The 16,523-nt window shown below is 63.7% G+C and carries 16 protein-coding genes; 11 read left to right on the top strand and 5 right to left on the bottom strand.

Annotated features, from left to right (window positions below):
* Position 1 precedes the first annotated feature (1 nt).
* The 6 genes from CMN27_RS07710 to CMN27_RS07685 all read left to right on the top strand — a co-directional run bounded on the left by CMN27_RS07710 (position 2) and on the right by CMN27_RS07685 (position 5,724).
* Positions 2-679 carry an SPOR domain-containing protein gene (locus CMN27_RS07710; RefSeq protein ID WP_293625336.1) on the top strand — a complete coding sequence of 226 codons (678 nt, stop codon included), beginning with the start codon at positions 2-4 and terminating at the stop codon, positions 677-679.
* A 76-nt stretch (positions 680-755) separates the two neighbouring features.
* The gene (locus CMN27_RS07705) at positions 756-1,286 is read left to right on the top strand and encodes a CvpA family protein (protein WP_293625334.1); all 531 of its coding nucleotides are present in this window, start codon (positions 756-758) and stop codon (positions 1,284-1,286) included.
* A 12-nt stretch (positions 1,287-1,298) separates the two neighbouring features.
* Positions 1,299-2,810: an amidophosphoribosyltransferase gene (gene purF / locus CMN27_RS07700; protein WP_293625332.1), complete on the top strand. Its 1,512-nt coding sequence runs from the start codon at positions 1,299-1,301 to the stop codon at positions 2,808-2,810.
* Between the two features lie 27 nt (positions 2,811-2,837).
* Positions 2,838-3,572 carry an NYN domain-containing protein gene (locus CMN27_RS07695; protein ID WP_293625330.1) on the top strand — a complete coding sequence of 245 codons (735 nt, stop codon included), beginning with the start codon at positions 2,838-2,840 and terminating at the stop codon, positions 3,570-3,572.
* 173 nt (positions 3,573-3,745) lie between these two features.
* The gene (locus tag CMN27_RS07690) at positions 3,746-4,933 is read left to right on the top strand and encodes an O-succinylhomoserine sulfhydrylase (protein ID WP_293625328.1); all 1,188 of its coding nucleotides are present in this window, start codon (positions 3,746-3,748) and stop codon (positions 4,931-4,933) included.
* Entirely contained in the window at positions 4,930-5,724 is a 795-nt protein-coding gene (locus CMN27_RS07685; RefSeq protein ID WP_366515425.1) for a ferritin-like domain-containing protein, read from the top strand. Before CMN27_RS07690 ends, CMN27_RS07685 begins: the two co-directional genes overlap by 4 nt.
* Before the next feature lie 6 nt (positions 5,725-5,730).
* Here CMN27_RS07685 and CMN27_RS07680 read toward each other — a convergent pair whose 3' ends face one another.
* The 4 genes from CMN27_RS07680 to dusA all read right to left on the bottom strand — a co-directional run bounded on the left by CMN27_RS07680 (position 5,731) and on the right by dusA (position 8,904).
* A complete protein-coding gene (locus CMN27_RS07680) occupies positions 5,731-6,492 on the bottom strand; it encodes an SDR family oxidoreductase (protein WP_293625324.1) in 762 nt (253 codons plus the stop codon).
* 70 nt (positions 6,493-6,562) lie between these two features.
* Positions 6,563-7,291, bottom strand: coding sequence for a UDP-2,3-diacylglucosamine diphosphatase (locus CMN27_RS07675; protein WP_293625322.1), 729 nt, complete (start codon positions 7,289-7,291; stop codon positions 6,563-6,565).
* A gap of 6 nt (positions 7,292-7,297) precedes the next feature.
* Positions 7,298-7,789, bottom strand: coding sequence for a peptidylprolyl isomerase (locus CMN27_RS07670; protein ID WP_293625320.1), 492 nt, complete (start codon positions 7,787-7,789; stop codon positions 7,298-7,300).
* An 86-nt stretch (positions 7,790-7,875) separates the two neighbouring features.
* Positions 7,876-8,904 (bottom strand): tRNA dihydrouridine(20/20a) synthase DusA, encoded by a 1,029-nt coding sequence (gene dusA / locus CMN27_RS07665; protein ID WP_293625318.1) that lies wholly within the window; start codon positions 8,902-8,904, stop codon positions 7,876-7,878.
* Between the two features lie 129 nt (positions 8,905-9,033).
* Between dusA and CMN27_RS07660 the strand changes: the two genes are divergently transcribed.
* Positions 9,034-10,116 carry a quinone-dependent dihydroorotate dehydrogenase gene (locus CMN27_RS07660; protein WP_293625316.1) on the top strand — a complete coding sequence of 361 codons (1,083 nt, stop codon included), beginning with the start codon at positions 9,034-9,036 and terminating at the stop codon, positions 10,114-10,116.
* Here CMN27_RS07660 and CMN27_RS07655 read toward each other — a convergent pair.
* A complete protein-coding gene (locus CMN27_RS07655; RefSeq protein WP_293625314.1) occupies positions 10,079-10,594 on the bottom strand; it encodes a YqiA/YcfP family alpha/beta fold hydrolase in 516 nt (171 codons plus the stop codon). The two genes, CMN27_RS07660 and CMN27_RS07655, sit on opposite strands and share 38 nt — an antisense overlap.
* 137 nt (positions 10,595-10,731) lie before the next feature.
* Between CMN27_RS07655 and CMN27_RS07650 the strand changes: the two genes are divergently transcribed.
* The 4 genes from CMN27_RS07650 to pepN all read left to right on the top strand — a co-directional run bounded on the left by CMN27_RS07650 (position 10,732) and on the right by pepN (position 16,456).
* Positions 10,732-10,977: a hypothetical protein gene (locus tag CMN27_RS07650; RefSeq protein ID WP_293625312.1), complete on the top strand. Its 246-nt coding sequence runs from the start codon at positions 10,732-10,734 to the stop codon at positions 10,975-10,977.
* Between the two features lie 153 nt (positions 10,978-11,130).
* Positions 11,131-12,576, top strand: coding sequence for a hypothetical protein (locus CMN27_RS07645; RefSeq protein WP_293625310.1), 1,446 nt, complete (start codon positions 11,131-11,133; stop codon positions 12,574-12,576).
* A gap of 79 nt (positions 12,577-12,655) precedes the next feature.
* Positions 12,656-13,777, top strand: coding sequence for a beta-ketoacyl-ACP synthase III (locus CMN27_RS07640; protein ID WP_293625308.1), 1,122 nt, complete (start codon positions 12,656-12,658; stop codon positions 13,775-13,777).
* 63 nt (positions 13,778-13,840) lie between these two features.
* Complete coding sequence (gene pepN, locus CMN27_RS07635) at positions 13,841-16,456, top strand: aminopeptidase N (RefSeq protein WP_293625306.1); 2,616 nt, start codon at positions 13,841-13,843, stop codon at positions 16,454-16,456.
* Positions 16,457-16,523: the final 67 nt, after the last annotated feature.

The following is a 16,523-nucleotide window of genomic DNA, read 5'->3' as shown; positions in this document are numbered from 1 at the left end:
AATGAAAAAACGAGTTGTCGGAGCCACGGTTCTGGTCGTTCTCGGCATCGCATTGCCGTTGCTGCTGGCACGCTGCATGCAGGGTGGCGACGGCGAAACCGAGGCCATGCGTGTCTACGAAGTTGCCCCGGATGGCGAAGCGCGCCCGGCAAGCGCCGATGACGGTGACACGCCGGTGCGCGACGATGTCGATGGCGCCAGCGGTGTGGCCGACAACGAACGCCGCGCGGCCGAGCCCGAGCCGGAAGAAGTGGAAACCCCGGACCTGCCGGACGCCGTGTCCCCGGCGGCCGTGCCGGAGCGTACGCCGGTGCAGAGCGAGCCCGAGCAATCTGCTGCGCCCGAACCCGAACCCGAACCGGCGGGCCAGGAACCCTCGGAACCGACCGCGGCGAGTGCCGCGTCGTCCGCGTCGAATAGCGGTTCGCTACGCCAGAATGCTTCGTTTTCGGGGGGCTACGTGGTCCAGGTAGCGAGTTTCCGCGACGAGGCCAGCGCCGAGAAAGTGGCACGCGAACTCAATAGTGAATTCAAGGCCTTCTATCGTGCAGGCGAGGTCAACGGCACCACCTATTACCGGGTGCGTGTCGGGCCGTTCGAGAACGAGGCCGCGGCCAACGCGGCGGCCGCCCAGCTCAAGCGAGCCGGGCGAGCCACGCTGGTTCGCCGGGCCGAGTGATCATGTACGGCCGGGCGGGGTGTGTGTTTGCCAGCTTCCCTGGACTACCCGCGTCCGGCCGGTTTGAACGAGTGCCATGATCTGGGTCGATATCGTCATTCTGGCGGTGGTCGCGCTGTCTGCGGTCATTGGTTTCTCCCGTGGTTTTCTGCGCGAAGCGGTCGGGCTTGCAACCTGGTTATTGGCCTTTTATGCGGCGTTTTCCTTCGCCGAATCCGGCGCTGCTCTGTTGCAGGGCTGGATATCGGTAGCCTCGGCCCGGTTGGCGGTTTCGTTCGGTCTGATTTTCATTCTGGTGCTGCTGGTCGGCGCGATCTTGAACTACGTTATCGGCCGATTGGTGAACCAGACCGGTTTCGCCGGTACCGACCGGGCGATCGGCGGCGTGTTCGGTGTGCTGCGCGGCGTCGCCGTGTTGATCGTGCTCGTGCTGCTCGCCGGAGTGACGCCGATACCTCGCGACGCGTGGTGGCAAGAGTCGATATTCATCGCCCATCTACAGGAAGGCGCGCTTCGGGTGCGCGATCTCCTGCCGCCGGATCTGGCCGGCGCGATCACCTATCCCGATCCGGCAGCGCCGGCTGAAGATTCTCTATCCTCTATCTGAACTGGTCTCGCTATGTGCGGCATTGTAGGAATCGTTTCTCATACCCCCGTCAATCAGGAGCTGTATGACGCCCTGACGGTGCTGCAGCACCGCGGCCAGGATGCGGCCGGCATCGTCACCACCAGTGGCGGGCGGCTGTTTCTGCGCAAGGACAACGGCCTGGTACGCGACGTGTTTCGTACCGACCATATGCTGCGCCTTCAGGGCAACGCCGGGGTGGGGCATGTGCGCTATCCCACGGCCGGGGTGGATACCAGCGCCGAAGCCCAGCCGTTCTACGTGAACACGCCGTACGGCATCTGCCTTTCGCACAATGGCAACCTGACGAACGCCGATCAGCTCAAGGAAGAGCTGTATCGCTCCGACCGGCGTCATCTGAACACCGATTCCGACTCCGAGATCCTGCTCAACGTGTTCGCCCACGAACTGATGCGCAGCGAACGCCTGCAGCTGGCGCCCTCGGATATCTTCGAAGCCGTCACCGCCGTTCATAGGCGCTGCCGCGGCGGCTATGCCGCCACCGCGCTGATCACCGGCTATGGCCTGGTGGGCTTTCGCGATCCGCACGGCATTCGGCCGGTGGTTTACGGCAAGCGCGAAACCGAAGCCGGCACCGATTACATGATCGCCTCCGAGTCGGTGGCGCTCGATGCGCTGGGCTACGAGCTGATCGACGATATCAACCCGGGCGAATGCGTGGTCATCACCCTCGACGGCGAGATTCACGTGCAGCAGTGCGCCGACGCGCCCAGCTATGCGCCGTGCATCTTCGAGTATGTCTATCTGTCACGTCCGGATTCGGTGATCGACGACGTCTATGTCTACAAGGCGCGTCTGCGCATGGGTACGTACCTCGCCGAAAAGATCCAGCGCGAATGGCCGGATCACGATATCGACGTGGTCATTCCCATTCCGTCGACCAGCCGCACCGCGGCGGTGGAATTGGCCAGCCAGCTGGACGTGAAGTACCGCGAAGGCTTCATCAAGAACCGCTATATCGGGCGGACCTTCATCATGCCGGGCCAGCAGCAGCGAGCGAAATCGGTGCGCCAGAAGCTCAACCCCATCGATCTGGAGTTCGCCGACAAGAACGTACTGCTGGTCGACGACTCGATCGTGCGCGGTACGACCTCGCGCCAGATCATCGAAATGGCGCGCGAGGCGGGTGCACGCAAGGTCTATTTCGCCTCGGCCGCGCCGCCGGTGCGTTACCCCAACGTCTACGGCATCGACATGCCGAGCGCGACCGAACTGGTCGCCCATGGCCATAGCGAAGACGAGATCGCGGAAATCATTGGCGCCGACAAGCTCATCTATCAGGATATGGAAGACCTGGTGCGCTCGGTCAACGTCGGCAACTCGGACCTGGAGCGCTTCGACGATTCCGTGTTCACCGGCGAATACGTCACCGCCGATATCAGTGCCTCGTATCTCGAGCAGCTTGAGCTGTTCCGTGCCGACGCCGCCCGCGAAGATCGGCGTGCCAAGGACAATGCCGTGCTGGAACTGCACAACGACGGCTGAGATCCAGGAGCCGTTCAAGGTGCTTTAATGGCTGTAGCCCAACACGACAAACTGGCTGTTCTAATTGACGCCGATAACGCGCAGGCTAAGCGCTGTAGCCAGTTGCTCGCCGAAGTCGCGTCTTTCGGATTAGCCAGCGTCAAGCGTGCCTACGGCGACTGGACTACCGCACATTTAAAAGGCTGGAAAGAACAACTCAACGAACACGCAATTCAACCCATTCAGCAATTTGGCTATACGACGGGAAAGAACGCGACTGATTCAGCGTTGATTATCGACGCCATGGATTTGCTGCATCAAGGGCATCTCGATGGATTCGTGCTCGTTTCATCGGATAGCGACTTCACCCGGTTAGCGACCCGAATTCGTGAGTCCGGCTTGTTGGTTTATGGGTTCGGTGAAAAGAAGACACCGAAAGCTTTTGTTTCAGCTTGTGATCGATTTCTGTACACGGAAGTTCTAGACCTCGGAGACCGGGTCGCGATCACCGACGAGTCGAAGAATGCGGTGTTGCGTCGCTTGATGGAGTCGGCTGTAAGCGCGGTGTCAAAAGATGATGGCTGGGCATCGCTAGCTGCGGTCGGTAGTCAGATCAACAAGAACGACCCTTCATTCGACGCGCGTAATTATGGCTACCAGAAGCTTGGACAATTGGTCCATGCCTTGAATTACGTTGAAGTAGAAGACCGTCACGACGATCCCGCTTCAGCAACGGCGGTTTATTACGTGCGTATTCAGGATCCGCAAATCGGGGCCGGATAAGCGCCGGTATGGTTGCCGATGTAGACAGATGGCTTCATACTGCATATGCGCCGATTTGTAACAGCTTGCGGGCGCCCTATAAATTCCGCTAAACGGTCCGGGGACTGCAAGCCTGCATCGCATCGCGACTGCGGGTTTTTTTGTGCCCGAAACCGTCTGCCTGGAGATTGTCCATGACCGAAGAATTCGACGAAAGCTGGGGTACGGCCACACGCGGTGTGCGTGCAGGCACCCATCGCACGCCCGAAAGCGAGCACAGCAACGCGATCTACATGACGTCGAGCTTCGTGTTCGACTCGGCCGAGGAATGTGCCGACCGCTTTGCCGGCAACGCGCCGGGCAATATCTATTCGCGGTTCACCAACCCCACGGTGGATGCGTTCTGCAAGCGTCTGGCGGCGATGGAAGGCGGCGAATGCTGCGTGGCCACGGCCTCGGGCATGTCGGCGATCCTGGCGATCTGTCTGGCCACCCTCGAAGCCGGCGACCATATCGTGGCCGCGCATACGCTGTTCGGCTCCACGATCGGAATGTTCAACAACTATCTGGGCAAGCTCGGTATCACCACGACCTTTGTATCGCCGGAAGACGTCGATGCCTGGAAAGCCGCGATCACGCCCGCCACGCGCATGCTGTTCGTGGAAACGCCCTCCAATCCGCTGACCGAAATCGTGGATATGGCCGCGCTGGCCGAGATCGCCAACGATAACGATGCGTTGCTGGTGGTCGACAACTGTTTCTGTACGCCGGCCCTGCAGCGACCGCTGGATTTCGGCGCCCATGTGGTGACCCATTCGGCTACGAAATTCCTCGACGGCCAGGGGCGCGCCCTGGGCGGTGCCGTGGTCGGCGATGCCGATATCGTCGGCGACAAGGTGTTTCGCTTTCTGCGCACCTGCGGGCCCACCATGAGCCCGTTCAACGCCTGGCTGTTCTACAAGGCCCTGGAAACGCTGGAAGTGCGCATGCAGGCGCATTGCCGCTCGGCCCAGCAGGTCGCCGAATGGCTGGTGGCCCAGCCGGGCGTCGAACACGTCTATTACCCGGGCTTGGCCTCGCATGCCCAGCACGAACTCGCCGCGCGCCAGCAGCCGGGCGGCTTTGGCAGCGTGCTGTCGCTGCGGGTGGCCGGTGGCCGTGAGGCGGCGTTCAAGCTGATCAATGCCACGCGGATGCTCCCGATCACCGCGAATCTGGGCGACACGCGTACCACCATCGTGCACCCGGCCAGTACGACCCATGCCCGCATCTCGGCCGAGGACCGTGCTCGGGCCGGCATCACGGAAGGGGTGATTCGTATCTCGGTGGGGCTGGAAAACGTCGAAGACATCATCGCCGATCTGGCTCGCGGTCTGGGCTGAGCGTGCATATCGACGACGTCCATGCAGCGCTGATGATGTGCGACCCGGCGCAGAAGTGCGCGGCGACGCGGGCTCTGCACGCCGCAGACAGTTCGGCGCTGGCCGAGGCCGGGGGTACGCCAGAGACGGTGGTCGTGCCGGGGCGCCCGGATGCGCCGGCCCTTGTGCATCCGGCCCGGCTGGCCAAGCGGGGCCTGGGCAAACCGGCCGGGCGGGCCGCGTTGATCCACGCGATTGCCCATATCGAATTCAATGCGATCAATCTCGGGTTGGACGCGGCCTATCGGTTTCGTGGCATGCCGGCCGCCTTCTATGCCGACTGGCTGAGCATGGCGGCCGATGAGTCACGCCACTTCGAGATGCTCAACAACCGGTTGGCCGACTACGGCTTCACCTACGGGGATTTCGATGCCCACAACGGCCTGTGGGAAATGGCGGTGAAGACCGCCCACGACGTGATGATTCGCATGGCGCTCGTGCCGCGCGTACTCGAAGCCCGCGGGCTGGACGTCACGCCGGGCATGATCGAGAAACTGCGCCAGGCCGGCGACGATGAAACCGTCGCCATCCTGGAAGTCATTCTCGAAGAAGAGGTGCCGCATGTGGAAATCGGCACCCGCTGGTTTCGCTACTGCGCCGAACCGCGCGGGCTCGACCCGGACAGCACCTTCACAAAGCTGCTCGACGAATACATGAACGGCGGCCCGCCGGGCCCGTACAACTTTCCGGCCCGGCGCGAAGCCCGGTTCTCGGAAAACGAACTCGACTGGCTCGCCAAACGTCATTCATAGCCGCGCTCAGCGATTGATGCGATAGGCGACTCGGCGCAGCAGAGCGCGCGGCGTGATCTTGCCGCTCCAGACCATCATCTTGTTGCGCATACCCGGAATCACGATCGTGCGGTTCTGATTCTTGACGCCGATCTCGGCGACCTGCTGGCTGCTCATCGTGCCCATCTTGAACAGCTTCGCCTTGCTCGCCTCGGCCCGCTCGGCGAACTCGGACTCGGTCGGCCCCGGGCAGAGCGCGCTTACCGACACGCGCCCGCGCAGTTCCTCGGCCAGGCTTTCCGAAAATGACAGTACGAATGCCTTGCTGGCGTAGTAGACGCCCATGTTCGGCCCGGCCTGGAAGGCGGCGACCGAGGCCACGTTGAGGATGAAGGGCGCCTTGGCCTTTTGCAGCAGCGGCAGCAGACGGTGGGTGAGATCCACCAGCGCGGTGACGTTGACCTGGATCATCGCCAGCTGTTTTTCGCGCGGGCGCTTGGCAAAGGGGCCGCTGTCGCCAAAGCCGGCGTTGTTGACCAGCCCCTGCAGGCCCCATTCGCGAGAAATGACCGTATCGGCCAGCTCGGCGACGCCGCCGGGGTCGCCCAGATCCGCGCTGACGACTTCAACGGTGCGACCGTGTTGCTCGCGCAGTTCTGCGGCCAGCTTCTCCAGGAGGTCGGTACGACGGGCAGTCAGAATCAGATCGTGGCCGCTCTCGGCATATTCACGGGCGAGGCTTTCGCCGATACCGGAGCTGGCGCCGGTGATCAGGGTGTATTGGCTCATGCTGCGTTTGGCTTGTGAAATGAGATGATTTCACATTATCACGGCCGATCGCGCTCGGGCAGTGCGGCTTTCAGCCTGAGCTGACGTCCACGCGGTCGATACCGTGGCTATCGGCGATGAGCACCTCGACGCGCTCCGGGCGCCAGTCCGCGAGGACGATACGTTCGCAGGCCTGGCCCTCAATATCGAAATAATGGGTATCCGGGCGGTGGGTATGGCCGTGGATGAGCCGGGTTACGTCATGCGCCTGCAGGCTCTCGCGTACCGCCTCGGCGTTGACGTCCATGATGTGGGCCGGCTTGCGGGCCTTGCCGCGCAGGCTGCGCCGGCGGGCACGACGGGCGATGCGTCTTCGCAGCCAGAGCGGAATCTTCATCATGCGAGCGCGCCAGCGCGGGTTGGTGTAGCGCGCACGAAAGGCCTGGTGGGCCGTGTCGTCGGTGCAGAAGATATCGCCGTGAGACAGCAGGGTGGGCGTGCCCTGCAGATCGACCACCACCGGGTCGTCGAGGATCTGCATATGGCTGGCCGCCACGAACGCCTCGCCCACCGCGAAGTCGCGGTTACCGCGCATGAAATACAGCGGCACGCCGGTTCGGGCCAGGGCCGCAAAGCGGTCGATTACTCCGGCGTGGGTCGGCAGGGAGCCGTCGTCGCCGACCCATACATCGAACAGATCGCCGAGCACGTAGACGGCCTCGGCCGCGCGGGCCGGGCCGTCCAGATAGCGAATCAGGCGTTGGGCGTTCGGGTCGTCGTCGCCGGTGAGATGGACATCGGCAAGTAGATGAACCGCCACCCTCGATTAGTCTTCGACGACCTCGGCCGTCTCGATTACGACCTGGTCCTGCGGCGCATCCTGGCGGAACGGGCCGGCCGAACCGGTCGGCGTGGCGGCGATCTTGTCGACCACGTCCATGCCGTCGGTGACCTTGCCGAATACGGCATAGCCGGCGTTGCCACGGCTCGGGTTGAGCGGCGCGTTGTCGGTGAGGTTCACGAAGAACTGCGAGGTGGCCGAGTTGGGATCGCTGGTGCGGGCCATCGACAGGGTGCCGCGGTCGTTTTTCAGGCCGTTGTCGGCTTCGTTGACGATCGGGTCACGCGTTTTCTTCTGCTGATAGTCTTCGGTGAAACCGCCGCCCTGGATCACGAAGCCCGGAATCACGCGGTGGAAGATGGTGCCGTCGTAGAAACCGTCGCGTACGTACTGCAGGAAATTCGCCGCCGATTTCGGCGCATCGTCCTCGAAAACCTCGATCGTGATATCGCCGAGATTGGTATGCATAACAACCATGGAATCATCCTTGCTGGCGTCGCCGGCGGCGAACGCGAGGGGCGCGCATAGCGCGAGAGAAACAAAAACAGTAGCGAGCAACTTCATCAGGCAACGGCCTCGGTTGGTTCGACGCGTGCGAGTGCCGCATCGAGAACGTTCAGGTCGGCGTCCTTTCGATGACCCTGCTCGGAGAGCACGCGTCGCCAGGCCCGACCGCCTGGCTGGCCATGATACAGACCCAGCATGTGACGGGTAACGTCCTTGAGCGCGCCGCCCGCCGCCAGGTGATTGCTGATGTAGCCGCGCATGGCGGCCACGATCTCACCGCGCCGGGGTATGTCGGCATCGGCGTCGAAAAAGCGCCGGTCCACCGCGGCCATCACATAGGGGTTCTTATAGGCTTCGCGGCCGATCATCACGCCGTCGAGGTGTTCGAGCTGGGCCGCGGCCGTATCCAGATCGACGATGCCGCCATTGATGCTCATCGCAAGGTCGGGGAAATCGGCCTTGAGCGCATGCACCCGGGCATAGTCGAGTGGCGGAACCTCGCGGTTTTCCTTCGGGCTGAGCCCGGATAGCCAGGCCTTGCGGGCATGCACGATCAGCGCGTCGGCGCCGGCGTCGGCCACGGCGCGGGTGAACGCCTGCAGGAACTCGTAGCTGTCCTGGTGATCGATACCGATGCGGGTCTTGACCGTCACCGGCATATCAACGCGTGCCTTCATCGCCGCCACGCAGTCGGCCACGCGCTGTGGCTCGCCCATCAGACAGGCGCCAAAGGTGCCATTCTGGACACGGTCCGACGGACAGCCGACGTTGATATTGACCTCGTCGTAGCCGTGGTCCTGGGCCATGACAGCGCAGTCGGCCATGGCCGCGGGATCGCTGCCGCCGAGCTGCAGGGCAATCGGATGCTCGTCGGCGTTATAAGCGAGAAAGCGCTCGCGATCGCCGTGGATCAACGCGCCGGTGGTCACCATCTCGGTATAGAGCAGGGCAGAGCGCGTGATCTGGCGCATGAAATAGCGCTGCTCGCGCGTGGTCCAGGCCATCATGGGGGCCACGCTGATACGCGCGCCCGGCGTGGGGCCGGTGGCGGTTCGAATCGACGTTTGCGTAGCTGTTGCCGTCATCGGCACATATTTTACGCGCTTTTGATCGCCGGGTGGCCGGGCCGCGGGCTACCCGCTCGCACGGGCCGGTGATCGGCGTCACAATATGGGCCCGGATAGATTTCATCGGTTCGATCTGCAGGAGCGGTTATGTACGCGTTCGCTCGGCGTGCGTTGTTTACGTTGGACCCGGAGAGGGCACACGACGTCACCCTGGGCGCGCTTGCGCGTAGCACGGTGCTCGCGCGCCGACTGTATGGCGACAAGGTCGCCCATGTGCCGGTCGATCTCATGGGCCTGCAATTACCCAACCCGATCGGTCTGGCCGCCGGCCTGGACAAGGACGGCCGTTGTATCGATGGCCTGGCCGCACTCGGCTTCGGCTTTGTCGAGGTGGGTACGGTCACGCCGGAGCCGCAGCCGGGTAATGCCCGTCCACGCCTGTTCCGGCTGCCCGAACAGCGTGCGTTGATCAACCGCATGGGGTTCAACAACGACGGTGTGGCCGCCCTGGTCGAACGCGCAAAGCACCGACGGAGTACGACAGCGCTGGGGATCAATATCGGCAAGAATGCAATCACGCCGCCGGAACAGGCCGTGGCCGATTACCTGGCCGGGCTGAAGGCGGTCTATGCCATCGCCGACTATGTGACCATCAATATTTCGTCGCCGAATACCAAGGGCCTGCGCGACATGCAGGGCCGGGAAAGCCTCGACGAACTGCTCGGCGCGCTGCGCGAAGAGCGCGACCGCCTGGCCGAGGCCGAGTCGCGTTATGTGCCGCTGGCGGTCAAGATCGCGCCGGACCTGACCGAGGGCCAGCTGGACGCCATCGCCGATCGTCTGCTTCAGCACGGGATCGATGGCGTGATTGCCACCAACACCACCATCGCGCGCGAAGGCGTGGACTTACGCTGGACCCGCGAGGCGGGCGGCTTGAGCGGGGTGCCGGTACGCAGACGCTCTACCCAGGTCATTGCGGCGCTCTACGCGCGCCTGGGTTCGCGGCTGCCGATCATCGGGGTGGGCGGTATTCAGAGCGCGCGCGATGCCACCGACAAGCTCGAAGCCGGGGCCACGGCGCTGCAGATGTATACCGGGCTGATCTATCAGGGCCCACGTCTGATCGCGGACTGTGCGAAGGCCGCACAGCACGTCTACGCGGGCCAGCGCGCGCGGGAGCTTAAGCGGGTGGTTACCCGCGATCGCGAGCGCGTTGCAGCTGTGCGCTGAACAGTTCGCCGATGAGTTCGATCGATTCGGCGAGCCGATGGCCATCGGCGACCACATGCAGGGCAGCGCGCCTTGCGCTGGCGAAGGCATAGCTGCCCTCCAGCGGCACGATATCGTCGTCCCAGCCGTGGATGACCACCGTATCGTCGGGGCAGTGGGACGGATCGCCCGGATACCCCTCAAGGTAGAGCGCGGGCGCCATCAGCAGCAGGGCATCGGGGGCAAGCGCCTCGCAGGCCATCGCTGCAACATAGCCGCCCATACTGGAGCCGACCAGCATCAGGGGTGTGCCGGTGGGCGCGTGCGCCAGCAGGCGTTCGACGCGGGCGCTCGCATCCATCAGGTCGCTGTAATCCAGGCTTTCGACCGCAAATCCCTGACTGCGGGCGATGGCAGCCAGATGCTGGATCTTGCTCCCCCAGGGGCCGCTTTCCTTGCCGTGGGCGAAGACAACACGGGGTTCGGACATCTCGGGCATGGAATGGACGTTGGTTGGCGGGGCGTCGTACTATGCCACGGCGCACGGTCTCATCGTGCGCTGTTCGATCCGTAGCACGGGGACCGACGCTGAAACTTCTGTCTTTTCTCAATTGGGTGGCCCTGGGTATCGGCGCGGTGACGACGCTGCTCTATGCCGTGGTCTGTCTGATGATGTGGCCGTACCCGCAGCTGGTGGCCGACGCCGGCGGCGATTTCGATAACGTGGTCCGGATCGCGCTCGTGACCGCCGGTTTCACCGCCGCGGCGGGTCTTTCGACCTGGCTGGTCCAGAAGCGCCACCCCGCGCTGTGGCTGGGGCAAGGCGTCTTGCTGGCCGCGCTGATCGGCGTCGTGATCTTTGCCGTGGCCCAGCGGTATTGACGGTATACCGGCCGATCGGCGCGCCGGCTCTCCGATGCCTTCATCGGCTCGCAGCGAATCGGGCGTACAACGGCGCCCGATAAACAGCGATTTCATGCTGCATGCGGCTTGTCGCATGCCGGCGTTCCGACTGCTCGATGCCAGGTTGATCATATGAGCGAACCACAAGCCATGCGCAACCAGCCCCGTTGGCAGCTCGCGGCGTTGATACCGCTGGCGGTGGGGCTGTTCTGGCTGGCCAGCGGTTGGAGCCATGCCTGGGGGGTGGCGATCCCGGCCGCATTGGCGGGCGTGCCGATTCTCGGCTGCGGCACCGCGATCTTGCTGTGGCCGGGTGACCGGCAGATCACCCAGTATCTGGCGTTGAGTGCACTGGTCAGCCTGCCGGTCGCGCTGGTGCTTGCCCCCTGGGTAAGTTGGGCGGCGCTCTTGCTACTCGTGGGCGCGCTCGCCTGTTTTCTCGTGGCCGGCTGGGTCGCCACGCTGGAATCGGTACGGCCTTCGGCGGTGCCGCAGCCGCCGTTGTCGCTGGGCGTGTGCCGCAAGGTGGCCACCGACGAGGCCCTGCTGGGGCTGTTCGTTGCCGGCGCGCGTATTCCGCGGGGCGCGGTGGTCAAGCGCGATTACAACGAGCTGCTGGCGCTGCAGTCGGCAGCCGAAAACGGCTACTGGGCCGATGGCGCCAAGGCCTGGCACCGAACGCCGAGCGCGCCCGCCGACTTTCGCCTGTTACCGACAAAATCGCGCGGCTGCGAGTTCGAATGGCTGCATTTCGATAGCGAGTTCGAAGCCGACCCGGCCCTGCCGGGCGCGGCGCGCTGGGAGTCCCACCGGCCGAACCAGCATATGGCGGCGCGCATCTTTCGCCACGAGGGCGCGCCGCGGCCGTGGCTGATCTGTATCCACGGCTATCGCATGGGCATCGACGGACTCGATCTGTCGCTGTTTCGTGCCAAGCGGCTGCATCTGAAGTTCGGCATGAACGTGGCCATGCCGATTCTGCCGCTGCATGGCAGCCGGAGTATCGCCCGGGTGACCGGCGGTGAATTTCTGGACGGGCCCATGGCCGATCTGATCCATGCCCAGGCCCAGGGGCTGTGGGATCTGCGTCGTCTGAAAGCCTGGATCGAAGCCGATCAGCCCGATCAGCCGATCGGCGCGCTCGGCTATAGTCTGGGCGGCTATCATGCCGCGCTGCTGGCGGCTTTCGAAGCCGATCTGGCCTGTGTGATCGCGGGCATTCCCCTGACCGATATCCCGGCCGCGCTGTGGGCGCATATGCCGACGCTGCACCTGCGGTTTCTGGAAGCGCAGGGTCTGTCGCAGCGCGCGCTGAGTGAACTCATGGCGCCCGTATCGCCGCTGCATCTGACGCCGGCGGTGCCACACGAGCGGCGCTATATCTTCGCTGCAACCGCCGATCAGCTGGTCGAGCCGGATCAGCCGCTGCGGCTGTGGCGACATTGGGACGAGCCGGCGATGCACTGGTATCACGGTTCGCATCTTTCGGTACGCCGCGAGGCCGAACTGCTGCCGTTCGTCGAAAACGCGCTTGCGCGCCATGGCCTGATCACCCCCGGCAACCGCCCGGCCGAATAAGACACGGTTGTGACACAGCCGCTCGCGCGCGAGAATGCCGCGCACTGCTGTCTTTGTCGGTCATGGAAGGGGAATACAGGTGAACAACGTCGTTATCTCGGCCTCCGGGCTCTATACACCGCCGGAGTCGGTTTCCAACGAAGAACTGGTCACCGCCTTCAATGCCTACGTAGAGAATTACAACCGCGACAACGCCGCCGCCATCGAACGCGGCGAACTGGAGGCGCTGTCGCCTTCGAACGCCGACTTCATCTATAAGGCGTCGGGTATCAAGAGCCGCTACGTGGTGGAAAAGAGCGGCATTCTCGATCCCGAGGTGATGCACCCCTGGATTCGTACCCGTGGCAACGACGAGCCGTCGCTGCAGTGCGAGATGGCCATGGCGGCGATCGAGCCCTGCCTGGAAAAGGCGGGCAAGCGACCGGAGGATATTGACGCGGTCCTGGTGGCCTGTTCGAACCTGCCGCGCCCCTATCCGGCGCTCGCGGTGGAAATTCAGAAGTATCTGGGTGCCGGGCAGTTCGGCTTCGATCTGAACGTGGCCTGTGCCTCGGCCGCCTTCGGTATTCAGACCGCGGCCGACATGATCAAGTCCGGCAGCGCCCGGACCGTGCTCATGGTCAATCCGGAAATCTGCTCGGCGCACCTGAACTTTCGTGATCGCGACAGCCATTTCATCTTCGGCGATGTCTGCACCGCAGCACTCATCGAGCACGGCGACGATGTCGAGGCGGGGCAGGGCTTCGATGTGCTCGGCACCAAGCTCAAGACCGAGTTCTCGAACAATATTCGCAACAACTTCGGCTTTCTCAATCGTACCGAAACCGAACCCCGCTCTGACGGCGACCGGCTGTTCATCCAGAACGGGCGCCGCGTGTTCAAGGATGTCGCGCCGATGGTGGCGCAGATGATCGTCGAGCACGCCGACGAGCTCGAGCTGGGGGCGGCCGACATCAAGCGGCTGTGGCTGCACCAGGCGAACATCAACATGAACACGCTCATCTGCAAGCGTGTCCTCGGCCGCGAGGCCAGCGAAGCCGAAATGCCGTCGGTGCTGGCCGAATACGGCAACACCAGTTCGGCCTCTCCGGTGATCGTCTTTCACAAGTTCTCGGACGATATGGCCGCCGGGGAGGTGGGCGTGCTCTGCGGCTTCGGGGCCGGCTATTCCGCGGGCAGCGTCGTCACCCGCAAGCGATAGCGCGGCACGCGCGGTGCCAGCCGCGCCGCCGACCATTTTGACGATCTCAGCAGGCAGCTTGTTATGACGGGCGAAACGCAGCGCAAGTACCGTGCGGACTACCAGCCGCCGGCCTATCTCGTGGATACGGTGGATCTGGATTTCGATATCGCCAGCGATCACACCCGGGTGCGTGCGACGTATGCGGTACGCCGCAACCCCGATGCGCCAGACGCCTCGCAATGGCGGCTGGACGGTCGCGATATGACCTTCGTTTCGGCAGCGATCGACGGCCAGGTGTTGGCGGCCGGCGAGTACAGTCTGCGCGACGATGCGTTGATCATTGCCGATCCGCCGTCGGCGTTTACTTTCACCGTCGAGAACACGATCGACCCGGAACAAAATCTCTCGCTCGAAGGCTTTTACCGGTCCGGCGACATCCTGTGCACCCAGTGCGAGGCAAACGGTTTTTCCCGGATCACGTATTTTCCGGATCGCCCCGACGTGATGGCGCGCTATACCACGCGTATCAGCGCCGACGCGGGCGAATTCCCGGTGCTGCTGGCCAACGGCAACTGCGTGGAGCAGGGCGCGCTGGATGACGACCGCCACTACGCCGTATTCGAAGATCCCTACGCCAAGCCCTGTTATCTGTTTGCCATGGTGGCCGGCGATCTGGGCATGATCCGCGACCGCTACACCACCACCTCGGGGCGCGCGGTCGATCTACGGCTGTATACCGAGCACGGCAACGAGGATCAGTGCCATCACGCCATGGCCTCGCTCAAGCAGGCCATGGCATGGGATGAAGACACCTACGGACTGGAATACGACCTGGACAGCTATGTCACCGTTGCCGTGGGCAGCTTCAACATGGGCGCGATGGAGAACAAGGGCCTGAACGTGTTCAACACGGCCTGCATATTCGCCCGTGCAGATACCGCGACCGACAGCGATTTTGCCCTGGTGCGCGATGTCGTCGCCCACGAGTACTTTCATAACTACACCGGCAACCGGGTGACCTGCCGCGATTGGTTCCAGCTGTCGTTGAAGGAGGGGCTGACGGTCTATCGCGAGCACCAGTTCGCCATCGATCAGGGTTCGCCGGGCGTGACCCGAATCCGCCAGGTACGTGCCATGCGCGAGATCCAGTTCCCGGAGGACGGCGGCCCGCGTGCGCATCCGGTACGCCCGGACTCCTACGTGGAGATGAACAACTTCTACACCATCACCGTCTATGAAAAGGGCGGCGAGGTGATTCGCATGATCGCGCAGATGGCAGGGCGCGAGGCGTTCATTACCGCGGTACGCCATTACCTGGACAAACACGACGGCCAGGCGGTGACGATCGAGGACTTCGTGCTCGCCATGGAAGAGTCGACCGGTCTCGACCTGGCCCAGTTCCGCCACTGGTATGCCCAGGCCGGTACGCCGCGAGTGCGCGTTTCCACCGCATTCGACAATGGCCGGCTGCAGCTTAAGCTGGCGCAGCATACGCCGGCCACGCACGGCCAGGCGGATAAGCCGGTGTTCGATATTCCGGTCGAAATCGCCCTGTTTGATAGCGCCGGCGCACCGGTGCGCGAACCGGAGGTGCTGCGTCTGAACGAAGCCGAAAAGACCTGGACATTCGACGGCTTTGCTGCCGAGCCGACGGTTTCGGCACTGCGCGGCTTTACCGCGCCGGTGCGCCTGGAATACGACCAGAACGAGCAGGCGCTCGCCCGGCTGATGGCGCACGACAGCGATCCGGTCTGTCGTTGGGACGCGGCCCAGGCGCTGTATCTGAAAACGCTGGTCGCCGATGTCGAGTCGCGGCGTGGGGGCAGGCCCGCGTTGGCGGCGCCGGAACATCTGTTCGAAGCGATCGAGACACTGCTCGACAATCCCCCGGCCGATCTCGAACTGCTCGCCGAAATGCTGACTCTGCCCAGCGAAGCGATGCTGGGCGAGCAGTTCGATGCGATCGACATATTCGCAATCGATGCCGCCCGTCGCGATCTCAAGCAGGCGATCGCCACGCGCTTCGCGGCGCGTTTCGAAACGCTGGCCGACACCCATGCCGCCACGCGCGCCTATGTGTTCGACGTGGCCGAAGCCGGGCGTCGGCGTGTACTGGCATTGGCGCTGGATTATCTGGCCGCCATCGAAGCACCGGGCATCGCGGCCCGTGCGGCCCGGCTCTATGACAGCGCCGACAACATGACCGATCGCATGGCCGCACTCGAAACACTGCGCGATCTGCAAACGCCCGAACGCGAGCGCGTGCTGGCGGATTTCGCCGAGCAGTGGGCCGATTACCCGTTGGTCATGGATAAATGGCTGCGTCTGCAGGCCATGACTCGTCGCGACGATAGCGTTGAGCATGTGCGTGAGTTGCTGGGTGATGGCCGCTTCGATTTCACCAACCCGAATCGTATTCGTGCGCTGTTGGGCGGGTTTGTGCGCGGCAACCGGGTGGGCTTTCATCGTGCCGACGGCGCCGGCTATGCCTTGATCGCTGACGAAATACTGCGCCTGGATGGGCTCAACCCCCAGCTCGCGGCCGCGCTTGCCGGCATGCTCACCAACTGGGCGCGCCATGTGACGGCCCAGGCCGACGGGATGCGAGCCGCACTTACGCGTATTGCAGAAGCCGACTTGTCGCAGAACACGCGCGAGATCGTCGCGACAGGGCTCGAGGGCGCCGACGCGAGCTGAGCCGTGCGGCGTGTGGCCTGCGGCCTGCACCGTCATATTGTTGTAATATTGAGTGCCTAGCGTTACG

The sequence above is a fragment of the Salinisphaera sp. genome (assembly GCF_002729955.1).
Classification (GTDB): Bacteria; Pseudomonadota; Gammaproteobacteria; order Nevskiales; family Salinisphaeraceae; genus Salinisphaera.
Note: the sequence above shows the minus strand (reverse complement) of the source record. Positions and strands in the feature narration are given on the sequence as shown.